The 12757-nt window shown below is 49.5% G+C and carries 12 protein-coding genes; all 12 read left to right on the top strand.

All coding sequences use genetic code 11. The annotated features are described in order from the left end of the window. The first annotated feature begins 202 nt into the window (after positions 1-202). The 12 genes from KQI79_RS21440 (at position 203) to KQI79_RS21385 (ending at position 12593) form a co-directional block, all read left to right on the top strand. Entirely contained in the window at positions 203-1297 is a 1095-nt protein-coding gene (locus KQI79_RS21440) for a sulfate ABC transporter substrate-binding protein (protein WP_216540349.1), read from the top strand. A gap of 35 nt (positions 1298-1332) precedes the next feature. Continuing rightward, positions 1333-2184, top strand: coding sequence for a sulfate ABC transporter permease subunit CysT (gene cysT / locus KQI79_RS21435; protein ID WP_216540348.1), 852 nt, complete (start codon positions 1333-1335; stop codon positions 2182-2184). A gap of 31 nt (positions 2185-2215) precedes the next feature. After that, a complete protein-coding gene (cysW, locus tag KQI79_RS21430) occupies positions 2216-3112 on the top strand; it encodes a sulfate ABC transporter permease subunit CysW (protein WP_216540347.1) in 897 nt (298 codons plus the stop codon). A gap of 27 nt (positions 3113-3139) precedes the next feature. Further along, complete coding sequence (locus KQI79_RS21425) at positions 3140-3355, top strand: YezD family protein (protein ID WP_216540380.1); 216 nt, start codon at positions 3140-3142, stop codon at positions 3353-3355. A 193-nt stretch (positions 3356-3548) separates the two neighbouring features. Next, positions 3549-4502 carry an aldolase catalytic domain-containing protein gene (locus tag KQI79_RS21420; protein WP_216540346.1) on the top strand — a complete coding sequence of 318 codons (954 nt, stop codon included), beginning with the start codon at positions 3549-3551 and terminating at the stop codon, positions 4500-4502. Positions 4503-4956: 454 nt separating this feature from the next. Further along, complete coding sequence (locus KQI79_RS21415) at positions 4957-5622, top strand: MBL fold metallo-hydrolase (RefSeq protein WP_216540345.1); 666 nt, start codon at positions 4957-4959, stop codon at positions 5620-5622. Between the two features lie 432 nt (positions 5623-6054). Next, on the top strand, positions 6055-6945 hold the full coding sequence (locus tag KQI79_RS21410) for a carbohydrate ABC transporter permease (protein ID WP_216540344.1): 891 nt from the start codon (positions 6055-6057) through the stop codon (positions 6943-6945). Beyond that, entirely contained in the window at positions 6945-7829 is an 885-nt protein-coding gene (locus KQI79_RS21405) for a carbohydrate ABC transporter permease (RefSeq protein WP_216540343.1), read from the top strand. The genes KQI79_RS21410 and KQI79_RS21405 overlap by 1 nt, the downstream gene beginning before the upstream one ends. A 53-nt stretch (positions 7830-7882) precedes the next feature. Then, positions 7883-9232 (top strand): ABC transporter substrate-binding protein, encoded by a 1350-nt coding sequence (locus KQI79_RS21400; protein ID WP_216540342.1) that lies wholly within the window; start codon positions 7883-7885, stop codon positions 9230-9232. Between the two features lie 106 nt (positions 9233-9338). Then, positions 9339-10334 carry a LacI family DNA-binding transcriptional regulator gene (locus KQI79_RS21395; protein ID WP_216540341.1) on the top strand — a complete coding sequence of 332 codons (996 nt, stop codon included), beginning with the start codon at positions 9339-9341 and terminating at the stop codon, positions 10332-10334. A 378-nt stretch (positions 10335-10712) separates the two neighbouring features. After that, the gene (locus tag KQI79_RS21390) at positions 10713-11669 is read left to right on the top strand and encodes an ABC transporter permease (protein WP_216540340.1); all 957 of its coding nucleotides are present in this window, start codon (positions 10713-10715) and stop codon (positions 11667-11669) included. Between the two features lie 30 nt (positions 11670-11699). Next, on the top strand, positions 11700-12593 hold the full coding sequence (locus KQI79_RS21385; RefSeq protein ID WP_216540339.1) for a carbohydrate ABC transporter permease: 894 nt from the start codon (positions 11700-11702) through the stop codon (positions 12591-12593). Positions 12594-12757 lie beyond the last annotated feature (164 nt).

Raw genomic sequence — 12757 nt, 5'->3', positions numbered from 1 at the left:
GCCCATTTTTTGTATTGACATGGGAAAAATTCGGTGATATGATAATTGCAAATTAAATCCATACTAATTTAATAGGAATAGTTGGTTTACCGGACAGCCGGAGACACAACCCATTTGGCGAAAGGAGTGGTATGTGTCTTTTTTTGTACTTTTTTTCGGAAAGAAACGATGCAAGCAAGAACAATAAAGGAGTTAGAGAACGATGAAAAAGGTAACGTTATTAACGGCTGTCATCACTGTCTTATTGGTAAGCTTAACGGCTTGCGGCGGAGGGCAAACGAACACGAAGGAGGGGAGCCAAGGCCGTTCGGGGGAGCAGCCCGCCCAAGCTAGCGTTCGGGAAGAGAAGCCGGAAGCGGCGAAAGCTCCGGTCGAACTGCTCAACGTATCGTACGATCCGACCCGGGAGCTTTACGAAGAGTATAACAAAGCGTTCGCGGTCTATTGGAAGGAGCAGACGGGGCAAACGGTAACGGTGAAACAATCGCATGGAGGATCGGGCAAGCAAGGGCGCTCGGTCATCGACGGCTTGCAGGCGGATGTCGTAACGCTGGCGCTCGCTTACGATATCGATGAAATTCAGGCGGCGGGACTCATAGAGGAAGGCTGGCAAACCAAGCTCGACCAGAACAGCTCGCCGTACACGTCCACCATCGTCTTTCTCGTGCGCACCGGCAATCCGAAAGGAATTAAGGACTGGGACGATTTAATCAAACCGGGCGTTTCGGTCATTACGCCGAATCCGAAGACGTCCGGGGGGGCGCGTTGGAATTATTTAGCGGCATGGGGATATGCGCTGCAAAAGAACGGGAACGACGAACAGAAAGCGGAAGAGTTTCTGTCGGCATTGTTTAAGAACGTTCCGGTGCTCGATTCCGGGGCGCGCGGTTCGACAACGACGTTCGTGGAAAGAGGAATCGGCGATGTGCTGATCGCATGGGAGAATGAAGCGTTTCTGTCGTTGAAAGAATTCGGCGAGGACAAATTTGAGATTGTCGTGCCTTCGATCAGCATTTTGGCGGAACCTCCCGTTGCCGTTGTCGATAAAGTCGTCGATAAAAAAGGAACTCGCGAAGTGGCGAAAGCGTATCTCGAATATTTGTATACGGAAGAAGGCCAAACGATCGCAGCGAAAAATTTCTATCGCCCGCGTCTCGAATCGGTCGCTCAAAAATTCGAGTTTCCGCAGGTGAGCCTTTTGACGGTTGACGACGTATTCGGCGGCTGGAAGCAGGCGCAAAAAACGCATTTCGCGGACGGCGGCGTATTCGACCGGATTTATTTAAACGGAAAGTAAGCCGGAAACGGCGAATCAGGGGGGGGACTTGGCTGATGAGACTATCGGTTCAAACGACGAGTGGAAGGATGCGGAAGGTCGTACCGGGGTTCGGCCTGACGATGGGCATCGTCGTCTTCTATGTAAGCTGTCTCGTGTTGTTTCCGCTATCGGCGCTCGTTATACATTCCGCGGCGGCGGGTTGGGATCGTTTCTGGCAGGCGATTCTCGACCCGCGCGTCGTAGCCTCCTATCAGATCAGCTTCCTTACCGCTTTCTTCGCGGCGCTTGTCAATGCGGGATTCGGTTTGCTGGCAGCGTGGGTGCTCGTTCGTTATCATTTCCCGGGAAAACGTATCGTCGACGGCTTGATCGATTTGCCGTTCGCGCTGCCGACGGCGGTAGCCGGGATCGCCTTGACGGCCATCTATGCGGAGAACGGCTGGCTCGGCGGCTTATTTCATCAGCTTGGCGTGAAAACGGCGTATTCTCCGGTCGGCATTACGATCGCGCTCGTCTTTATCGGCTTGCCGTTTGTCGTTCGCACGGTGCAGCCGGTGCTGCAAGAGTTGGAGAAGGATGTGGAAGAAGCGGCCGCCTCGCTTGGGGCGTACCGATGGAGGACGTTCAGCCGGATCATTTTTCCGGAGCTGCTGCCTCCGCTTTTGACCGGATTTGCTCTGGCGTTTGCTCGCGGAATCGGAGAATACGGTTCGGTCGTATTCATTTCCGGCAATATGCCGATGAAAACGGAAATCGCCCCGCTGCTCATTATGACGAAGCTGGAGCAATACGACTATGCCGGGGCTACGGCGATTGCGCTCGTCATGCTGGCGATCTCGTTCCTCATGTTATTGATGATTAACTGGCTCCAATGGCGCAGCAGGCGCAAAACGATATCCGGATAAAGGCCGGCAGGGTGAAGGGGGGAATGGGCAAATGGCCGGATATGCAACAACCGCGGGAACGTATTCGACTTCGGACATCAGGCCGAAACATATTACGGAATCGTCGCTCGTCAAATGGATATTAATCGCGGCGGCGCTGCTTTTTTTGGGCGTAGTGCTTGTATTGCCGCTTATTACCGTCTTTGCGCAAGCGTTCCGGAAAGGCGCGGAAGTGTTCTTCGCCGCGATCGCCGAGAAAGACGCATGGTCCGCGATCCGATTAACGCTGCTGACTTCGGCGATTGTCGTGCCGCTCAATACGCTGTTCGGCATCGCCGCCGCATGGCTCATTACGAAGTTTCGTTTCCGAGGAAAGAACGTCTTGACGACGATCATCGATTTGCCGTTCGCGGTATCTCCCGTTATATCGGGACTGATCTTCGTGCTCTTGTTCGGCTCGCGCGGCTTATTCGGCGCCTTTTTGGCGGAGCACAATGTTCAAATCATTTACGCTCTGCCGGGAATTGTACTGTCCACGTTGTTCGTGACATTTCCGTTCGTCGCCAGGGAATTGATTCCCTTAATGGAATCGCAAGGCATCCAGGACGAAGAGGCTGCCATCAGCCTGGGGGCAAGCGGATGGCAAACGTTTTGGCGCGTTACGCTGCCCAACATAAAGTGGGGGCTGTTGTACGGCATTATTTTGTGCAATGCGCGCGCCATGGGGGAGTTTGGAGCCGTATCGGTCGTTTCCGGGCATATTCGCGGGGAAACGAACACGCTGCCGTTGCATGTGGAAATTTTATACAATGAATATCAGTTTGCCGCTTCGTTCTCCGTTGCTTCGTTGCTCGTACTGCTTGCTTTGGCAACGCTGGCGGCGAAGAGCGTCGTGGAAGCAAAGCAGCGCCGGTTGCAATCGCCGAAAGGAAAGAAAACAAGTGCGTAAATATAGAAGAAACGGGAGGATAAGATGATGAGCAAACCGCTTCAAATCGATGATCTGTGGGCAGAGCGGATATTGGCCAGCGTGAGAGGCTTGGAATACGGCAACGTGCAAATCGTTGTGCATGACGGCAAAATCGTGCAAATCGAACGGACCGAGCGTAAACGGTTTGACTCGGAATATCCGCCTCTTGCCGGCGCAGGGAAACAAAAAGGAGAAGATAAAAAGGGGAAAGACCGGAAATAATGCTTTAAACGAAGGGACTGTGTCGGGGGACAGTCCTCTTTGCCATGTTCCGTTTCGCAGGAGGATCAAGGCGAAGTTTTCGGCTTCGCGGCGCAGGCAAAATTCGACAGCATCGTCAATATTTCTTTTGCTTTAGGTTGCAATATCAAGTAGAATGAAAGGAAAATGTTATTGGGTAAAAGGAGACATCTTGATGAAGGCGAATCAATGTAAAATCGTCGATTGTACGATTCGTGACGGCGGGCTCGTCAACAATTGGGACTTCAGCGTCGAATTCGTACAGAATTTATATGCGGGACTAAACGAAGCGGGCGTCGATTACATGGAGATCGGTTACAAAAACTCTCCGAAACTGTTAAAAGGAGCCGATCAAGCGGGACCGTGGCGTTTTCTGAACGACGATTTCCTGCGTAAAGTCATTCCGCAAAAAGGCACGACCAAATTATCCGCCTTGGTGGATATCGGCCGCGTCGACGAAAACGATATTTTGCCGCGCAGCGAGAGCATGCTCGATCTCATTCGCGTCGCGTGCTATATTAAAGACGTGGATAAAGCGCTGCAACTGGTGCAAACCTTCCACGACCGCGGCTACGAAACGACGTTAAATATTATGGCGTTGTCGAACGTGATGGAGCATGAACTGCTTGAAGCGTTCGAAATGATTAAAGAAAGCGTCGTCGATATCGTTTATGTTGTCGACTCTTACGGCAGTCTGGATCATAACGATTTCAAATATTTAATCAGCAAATTCAAACAGCATCTGCCTAACAAACGTCTGGGCGTTCATACGCATAACAACATGCAGCTTGCGTTCTCCAACACGCTGGTCGCCGTTGAGAACGGAGTGGAGCTGCTGGACGCATCCGTATACGGCATGGGACGGGCTGCGGGCAATTGCCCGACAGAGCTGCTCGTCACCCATTTGAAGCATACGAATTACAAATTGCGGCCCGTGCTCGACATCATCGAGCGTTATATGATACCGCTTCGGGAAAAAGAAGAATGGGGTTATTTGATCCCATACATGATTACGGGCACGCTTGACGAGCATCCGCGCTCGGCGATGGCTCTGCGCGCTTCCGAAGATAAAGACAAAGTAGTGGATTTTTACGATAAACTGACTACGCCCGAAATTCTAAGCAAGTAAGATGATTTAGACAAAGGCATGATCGGCTCCGCTTTGGCGGCCGGTCATGCCTTTTTGCGATTGGAAACTGGCGGATAAGCGAATTCGACGTTCATCATTTGTAACGGAAATGGAAGACCTTATCGTGGGAAGAAAAAGTCTTTTCGGATTGTAACGGAAGCCGGAGCTCTTATTGGTTGTTTTTCTAGCGAGAAATGAACGAATCTCCCAAAATTAGGTTCCTCAAATCCGTTACATTTAGAAAAGTCGCGAATTTGCTCAAATAGCGTCTCCTACATCCGTTAGCCAATCGGACGATATGCAGCCAAGCATCGGTTTGATCCATCATGAAACAGTGTAAAGCCGGCCGACGAAATTTTCGTTGACAAGGGAAAAAGATTCGTCCTATAATATAACCAACGGTTAGTAACCAATGGTTATATTAGATTCGGCGGATTGAAAGGATGCGATCAAGATGAAATGGACGAGAATATCGGAACATATATGGAGTTTGCGGGCATGGGTACTCATTCCCGTCAATGTATGGCTTGTGAAGGAGGAGGACGGCTGGACGCTGGTCGACGCCGGCATCGGGCCGATGGCGGCAAAGATTACGCGCCGGATTGAAGCCGGCGGACACGGGCCGTTGCGCCGCATCGCGCTGACGCACGGCCATTCCGATCATGTCGGGGCGATAACGCGGGTGCTGGCCGCCTTCGGCGGAGATATTCCCGTGATGGCGCATGAGCTTGAAATACCGTATATGGAAGGAAGGCAGCCGTACCCGCGGCGGAAGAAAGCGGCGCAATCGGTGCCGGCAGGCATCGCAAGCGCGCTGCCAACCGACGGACAAGGCAAGCTGGCGCAGGTCGGCGGATTAACGCCGCTGCACGCGCCGGGGCATTCGCCCGGACATGTCGTTTATTATCATGAACAAGACGATGTTATGCTTGCGGGCGATTTGTTCACATCAAGCGGCGGCCGGCTGAAGCGGCCGATGGCGATGTTCACCGCGGACATGGAGGAGGCGCTGCGCAGCGCCCGAGTCGTGGAGCATATCAAGCCGGGCCGATTGGAAGTTTGCCATGGCGGCTCCGTACTGCGGCCCGCCGAACAAATCGGCGCCTATTTGCGCCAATAAAAGCATCCCCGGGGCTATACGGAATGGATAAGCTCCGGGGAATGTATTATTCCTCGACCCGAACGTATTCGCGCTCGCCGGTCTTCGGATTATAGTAGACCTTATCCATGATTCCCATATAGTACGATTTGCCATCGCCGAAAGTTTCATGAGAAAAATTAAAAAAAACTATTGAAAAATAATCCATTAGAACGTATGATAAGAATAGATAAAAAAGTTAAAGCCCTTTAATTTTTAAGGACAAGGCAGCTTGGTGTTATTTTTTTTACCCGACAAGTAAACGCATTCAATTATTTTTTTAGGAAAAAATGTAAAAAACCAGAGGTGCTGCATGATAAGGAGTTCGGGGGTTTTTTATTTTCGCAAAAGTTAAAGCCCTTTAACTTTTGCGGTTGGACGTCCAAGCTTAAAGAATGAGAGAGGGGTTAAGGGATGAAGTTATCCGAATCGAGAAGAGAGGGAATGTATTTTTATTTGTTCATTATGCCGTGGTTGATCGGGTTTGCCGTGTTTGCCATGTACCCGATTTTGGCATCGCTTTATTACAGCTTTACGGACTACGACATTATCAGCAAGCCGACATTTATCGGACTGGATAATTTCAAGGAGCTGTTTCGGGACGAGTTGTTCTATAAGTCCATTGCCGTCACGTTAAAGTATACGTTCATCAGCGTGCCGCTATCGTTGATTTTATCTTTGCTGTTTGCGATGCTGATCAACCAGAAAGTGCCGGCCCGCGGCTTTTTCCGCACGGCGATGTATTTTCCGAGCATGGTATCGGGCGTCTCCATGTCCCTTTTATGGTTCTGGGTGTTCAACCCCGAAATCGGTTTTCTGAATTACATATTGTCTTGGTTCGGCGTGAAGGGGCCGGCTTGGCTGCTCGATGAGCATTATGCGTTATGGGCGCTCATTATTATGTCGTTTTGGGGAATGGGTACGGGGATGCTGATTTTCCTGGCCGGGCTGCAAGGGGTTCCGGCAAGCTTGTTGGAGGCTGCGCGGCTGGACGGAGCGGGACGTTGGAAAACGTTCTGGAACGTCACGTTTCCGATGATTTCGCCCGTATTTTTATTCCAGTTGATCATGTCTGTCATCGAATCGTTCCAGGTGTTTACGCAAGCGTACGTCATGACGCAGGGCGGGCCGAACTATGCGACCCGGTTCTATGTTTACAACTTGTATGTAAGCGCATTTAAAGATTTCCGCTTAGGGTATGCGTCGGCGATGGCGTGGCTGCTGCTCATTGCGATCTTGATCGTCACGATCATTATTATGAAAACTTCGAATCGCTATGTTTACTATGAAGGAGGGCGGGAGTAATGAATCAAGTCGCGCTGGAGAACAAACCGATGATCAAGGCGGATAAGAGAAAGAAAGTAACGGCCGGGCAAATCGTCGCTTTCCTTATTTTGCTCGTATGCACCGTCGCCATGTTGTCGCCTTTATTCTTTATGGTCTCGACATCGCTGAAAACGACGAAGGAAATGCTTCGTTTTCCGCCGACCTGGATTCCGGAGGTATTCGCCTGGGATAACTTCCGGACGTTGTTTACCAATGAAGAAATCAAATTCGGCATTTTGTATAAAAACAGCTTGATTATCGCCATCAGTTCCGTGATCGGGACAGTGATGTCTTCGGCCCTGGTCGCATACGGGTTCGCGCGTTTTCGGGCGAAAGGGAAGCAAATTTTGTTCATGTTGATGATCTCTACGATGATGCTGCCTTATCCGGCGATTATGATACCGCAATTTATACTGTTTTCCGAGCTTGGCTGGATGGATACGTTTCTGCCGCTCATCGTGCCGGCCTTTTTCGGTTCGGCGTATCAAATCTTTTTGCTGCGGCAGTTTTTCAGCACGCTGCCGAACGAGTTGTACGACTCGGGCAAAATAGACGGCTGCAGCGAGTTCCGCATGTTCTGGAATATTGCGCTGCCGCTGTCCGGCCCGGCCATTGCGACGGTCGCTATTTTCACCTTCATATGGACTTGGAACGATTTGCTGGCGCCGGTGCTGTATTTAAGCTCGCAAGAAAAATTTACGCTGCCGATCGGCATGGCGGCGATGATCTCGTCGAAATTCCGCATATCGCCGTGGAACTTGCTGATGTGCGCGTCCATCTTAACGGTGCTGCCGATTATCGTCTTGTTCTCGGTCGCGCAGAAACGCTTTACCGAAGGCATTGTTCTTACCGGTATTAAGTAGTCGCCATTGCGATTGCTTGATATATAAAAAAACCTTTACAGGGGGATGTTTGAATGAGACAGGGGAAAAAAATGCTGTTGGCGCTGCTCGGTTTGACGTTGCTGTTTTCGTTGTTTTTAACCGCTTGCGGCGGGGAAACGGGAGGCGGCAGCGGGAAGACGGTAACGATTACGTATTATACGATCGATTCGCCGGACAGAACGTATGTGGAGAAGTTGATTCCGGATTTCGAAGCGAAGCATCCGAACATTAAAGTGAAGGTCGATAAGGCGCCGTACGAGCAATTCGATTCCAAACTGCAGGCGCAAATCGCGGCGAAGAAATCGCCGGACATTACGTCGCACTTCGGTTACGGCGGGTTTGCGGAATATTACAATAAAGGCATGCTCACGGATCTAACCGACATTATGAAAGAGGATAACTTCAATCCGGCGGATTACGGCATTGCGCCGGAGTTGATGGATATTTACAAAGTGGACGGCAAAACGTACGGAATCCCTTTCAGCAACTACATCACTTTGCTGCTCTATAATAAAGATTTGTTCGATCAAGCCGGCGTGCCGTATCCGCCGGCCGATTATAACGACGAAAGCTGGACGTTCGATAAGATGGTGGAATATGCCGACAAGCTGACCATCCGCGACGAAGATATTACAAAATCCCAGTACGGTGTGGATTTCGGTTGGGGCGAACTGGATATGAGACCGGCCTATTTCGGGGCGAAAGTGTATTCGGACGATACGTGGACCAACGGTGGCAAGCCGAGCGAAACGCATTTCGATTCGCCGGAAGCGATTGCCGCTTACGACAAATGGATCGGTTTGATTCATGACAAAAAAGTGTCTCCGACGCCTGCATGGAGCAATTCCGTGGCCGGACAATTCGGCGATCCGTTCTTGTCGGGGAAAGTGGCGATGTCCGTCGTCGGCTCCTGGAGCTTGGCGAGTCAAAGCGAGTTTGATTTCAAAGTCGGCGTAGCGGCCGTGCCGATCGGCGGCGATCCGAAAGAGCGCAGCGTGCTGTACATCGATCCGCTGTTCGTGCTGAAAGATTCGAAACATCCGAAAGAAGCTTACGAATTTATTAAATATATGATCACCCAGGAAGTGCAGGAGAAATCGATCGAGCTGAGCGGCGGCACGCCGCCAATCAACGACAAAGCGAAGGAGACATACTATAATTCCTTTGAAGGCATCGACCCGGCATTGATCAAGCAAGTATATGACGGCGCGAATACGCATGGCGTGGAATCGTATAACCATTTGGTCGCCAACTACTCGCAAATTAACGAATTGTTTATTAACGAATTGCAGCCGGTGCAGAACGGCGACAAAAAACCGGCCGAAGCATTGCCCGCGCTGCAAGAAAAATTGAATAAACTATTGGAACGCGTCAATAAATAGGGTACAGTAAAGGAAGCGGGGTCAACGGTATGGGGAATGAAAGGATTTTCATTCCCCTTCGGTATATACTATAATATAAGCATTTAAGGTTGTAGGAGCGAGGTCTATGAAGGTTAATATTTTTGACGTGGCCAAAAAGTCCGGATTATCGGTCGTCACGGTGTCCCGCGTATTGAACAATTCGACGTCGGTCCGTGAAAAAAACCGGGAAAAAGTGCTGAAGGCAATTAAAGAGCTCGATTATCATCCGAATGCGGCCGCCAGAAGTTTGGCAAGGGGCAAAACGCGCATTATCGGTTTAATCGTGACGACACTGCAAGACTCCTTTCTCGACGAGGTTGTGAAAGAAGTTACAGATGTACTCAAGGCGCACGGCTATTATTTGGCGTTGTCCGTATCGTCGGGCATGGAAGACGAGGAACATTATTTGATCCAGGAGGACCGGGTTGACGGGCTCATTATTTTGTCTCCGGTCAATGAAGGCCCTTACGTTGTCGAACTGAAGAAACGGAAAATCCCGTTCGTGATGGTCGATAACCAGAAGGATATTCCGTCGGTTTCCAACGTCATCGTCGACAACTTTAAAGGCGGATACGACGCGACCAAGCATTTGATCGAGCTCGGGCATAAGAAAATCGCCCATCTTGGCGGACCGGCCTTCTTCTTAAGCGCGATCGAACGCGAGAAAGGATATTTACAAGCGCTTCAGGAAGAGGGTTTGGAGCCGTTCGCGGTCGAGCAAGGGGAATTTACGATTAAGCAAGGATACAAAATTGCCCGCAAATGGATGGAAGCGAGTTCGTTGCCGACCGCCGTATTCGCCGGAGACGACAATTTGGCGATCGGGTTTATGAACGCTTTAAGCGAGGTCGGAATACGCGTGCCGCAAGACGTATCGGTTGTCGGTTATGACGACCAAATCTTCGCGTCCGCGCTAAAACCCTATCTTACGACCGTAAGACAGCCGTCGGCGCAAATCGGCAAAACGGCGGTCGATATTTTGTTGAAACAAATTGACGGCAATTTGAAACGGAGCATGACGGTCAAGTTTGATCCGGAGTTGATCGTACGCGAATCGACGGCCGCTCCCAAATCGGATTAAATTCTCATTTTTCATATGAACGAAGGAATTCATTCCACGCGTCACCCGCGAAGGCTTGAATTCTTTTTTTTTGCAAAAAAAACCAATATTGCTATTGAAAATTTATTGCTTTGAATATATTATATAGACATAATAAATTAAAGCCTTTTAATTTTTAATTGAAAAAAACGATGTTTTCGTTTTATTTTTCACACCTTAGGTAAGCGTATACATACATGATAATATTGAGTTTATACGATTGATTAAACAAAAATTTATTGGCAGGCTGGAAACATTAAGTTAAAACCTTTTAATTTTTGCTCGAATGTTGTTTTGAACTCTGCGATAGCGTCGGGCAAATCGGCAAGTCATGCAATTTATTACTACGGGGGGATAAAGATGGCTCAAATTTCAACGAATCGGGAGCGCGTGATCGAGAAAAACCGCAAAGGGCCGGTTAGGCGGTTTTTGGCGCAGTGGGATATCCAATTGATGGTTCTGCCTGCGCTCGCGCTCATTTTCGTATTTAGTTACTTACCGATGTACGGCATTTTGTTCGCTTTTCAGGACTACAAGCTTACCAACAGTTTTTTTGTGAATCCATGGGCTGGGTTTAAGCATTTCCATATGTTCTTTACGGCGCCGGAATTTTATACGGTGATGCGCAACACGATCGCGATCAGCCTGCTGAAATTTTTGATCGGATTTCCGGCGCCGATTATTCTCGCGCTGATGCTCAATGAGGTCCGCAAAATGGTTTTCAAAAGAGTCGTGCAGACGGTCACTTATCTTCCGCATTTTATGTCCTGGGTTATTATCGGCGGACTTGTCAGTTCCTTGCTTTCCGTTGACAACGGAAGCGTCAATATATTGCTCGAGAAGCTCAGAATCGTTGACAAACCGATTAACTTCCTGTCGCTGACCGATTATTTCTGGGGGATCCTCGTATCGACGAACGTCTGGAAGGAGATCGGCTTCAACTCGATCGTTTATTTGGCGGCGATTGCCGGCGTCGACCCTCATTTGTACGAGGCCGCTTCCATGGACGGCGCGAGCCGGTTTAAACAAATTTATTTAATCACGCTTCCAAGCATTATGCCCGTCGTCATCATCTTTATGATTCTTGCGATCGGCAACCTGATAAGCGCAGGCTATGAAGATATTTTGGTGCTTGCGGTCAATGACGGCCTAAGGGATGTTTCCGACGTGCTGGACACCTATGTCATACGCGTCGGTATCGATAACTACAGGTTCTCTTACGCTACCGCAGTCGGTTTGTTCAAGGCAGTCGTTAGCGTCGGTTTGCTGACCATAGCGAATTACATAGCAAGAAGATCCGGCAACAGCTTATGGTAAGAACGCTCAATTTACAGGAGGTGAAAGTCAGTGGTGCGCGATAGCTTTGGAGATCGTTTGATGGTTGTTTTTATATATGCGTTTTTAATCGTTCTGTCCTTTTCTACATTTTATCCGTTCTGGAACGCGCTCGTCATTTCGTTTAACGAAGGGCTCGATACTTCCCTGGGAGGCGTCACCTTTTGGCCGCGGGAGTTTACGCTTGAGAATTATAAAATCGTCTTCGAGGACCAGCGATTAATCAACGGCTTTTTCATATCGGTGGCGCGTACGGCCGTCGGGACGGTAACCGCGATTCTGGCGACCAGCATCTTCGCATACGGGATGTCGAAGAAAGAATTGATCGGCCGCAAATATTACATGATTATGTGCATTATTACGATGTATTTCAACGGGGGACTCATTCCCACATTTTTGCTCATGCGAGCCCTTCACTTGTTGAATACTTTCTGGGTCTATATCATTCCTTTGTTGATCAGCGTATGGAACATGATTATATTCAGAACCTTCTTTCGGGGATTGCCCGCCGGTTTGGAGGAATCCGCGAAGATCGACGGCAGCGGCAACTGGGGCATATTTTTCCGCATCATCCTGCCGCTTTCGGGGCCGGTTATCGCAACGCTGTCGTTATTTACGGCGGTTATGCATTGGAACGAATGGTTTTTGGCCAGCATTTACATTACCGACGAAAAATTGTTGCCGATCCAGACGATATTGAAGCAAATTTTGGATTCCAACATTATGACCGAAAGCATGGGAGTGGATTCGGCGGCGTTGGCCCGGATTTCTTCCATGAAGAGCGTGACGAGCAAATCCTTGTCCATGGCCACGATGATGGTTGCAACCATTCCGATCGTATGCGTGTATCCTTTCGTTCAAAAATATTTCGTCAAGGGCGTACTGGTAGGTTCGCTGAAGGAATAGCCCGTTTATGCTGCGGCGTTTAGAGCGCAATGCTTTAAACATAAACCTAAATTTCGAAAGCCCGTAATATCAAACACTGAATATAGTGGATCTGCCTCGCGGACTGTAAAAAAGTGGAGGTTTCCCAGTTCGTTCGGTTCAAGTCAACATTATGTGGATACACT

It is taken from the genome of Paenibacillus sp. MSJ-34, assembly GCF_018918005.1.
Taxonomy (GTDB): Bacteria; Bacillota; Bacilli; order Paenibacillales; family Paenibacillaceae; genus MSJ-34.
This window is presented reverse-complemented; position numbering and strand designations above follow the sequence as displayed.

What these genes read in the sequence shown, in the direction of transcription:
- KQI79_RS21410 (WP_216540344.1), top strand. Translation starts at nt 6,055, where the DNA reads ATGAAGTTATCCGAATCGAGAAGAGAGGGAATGTATTTTTATTTGTTC.
- cysW (WP_216540347.1), top strand. Translation starts at nt 2,216, where the DNA reads ATGGCCGGATATGCAACAACCGCGGGAACGTATTCGACTTCGGACATC.
- KQI79_RS21395 (WP_216540341.1), top strand. Translation starts at nt 9,339, where the DNA reads ATGAAGGTTAATATTTTTGACGTGGCCAAAAAGTCCGGATTATCGGTC.
- KQI79_RS21415 (WP_216540345.1), top strand. Translation starts at nt 4,957, where the DNA reads ATGAAATGGACGAGAATATCGGAACATATATGGAGTTTGCGGGCATGG.
- KQI79_RS21420 (WP_216540346.1), top strand. Translation starts at nt 3,549, where the DNA reads ATGAAGGCGAATCAATGTAAAATCGTCGATTGTACGATTCGTGACGGC.
- KQI79_RS21405 (WP_216540343.1), top strand. Translation starts at nt 6,945, where the DNA reads ATGAATCAAGTCGCGCTGGAGAACAAACCGATGATCAAGGCGGATAAG.
- KQI79_RS21400 (WP_216540342.1), top strand. Translation starts at nt 7,883, where the DNA reads ATGAGACAGGGGAAAAAAATGCTGTTGGCGCTGCTCGGTTTGACGTTG.
- KQI79_RS21425 (WP_216540380.1), top strand. Translation starts at nt 3,140, where the DNA reads ATGAGCAAACCGCTTCAAATCGATGATCTGTGGGCAGAGCGGATATTG.
- cysT (WP_216540348.1), top strand. Translation starts at nt 1,333, where the DNA reads ATGAGACTATCGGTTCAAACGACGAGTGGAAGGATGCGGAAGGTCGTA.
- KQI79_RS21390 (WP_216540340.1), top strand. Translation starts at nt 10,713, where the DNA reads ATGGCTCAAATTTCAACGAATCGGGAGCGCGTGATCGAGAAAAACCGC.
- KQI79_RS21440 (WP_216540349.1), top strand. Translation starts at nt 203, where the DNA reads ATGAAAAAGGTAACGTTATTAACGGCTGTCATCACTGTCTTATTGGTA.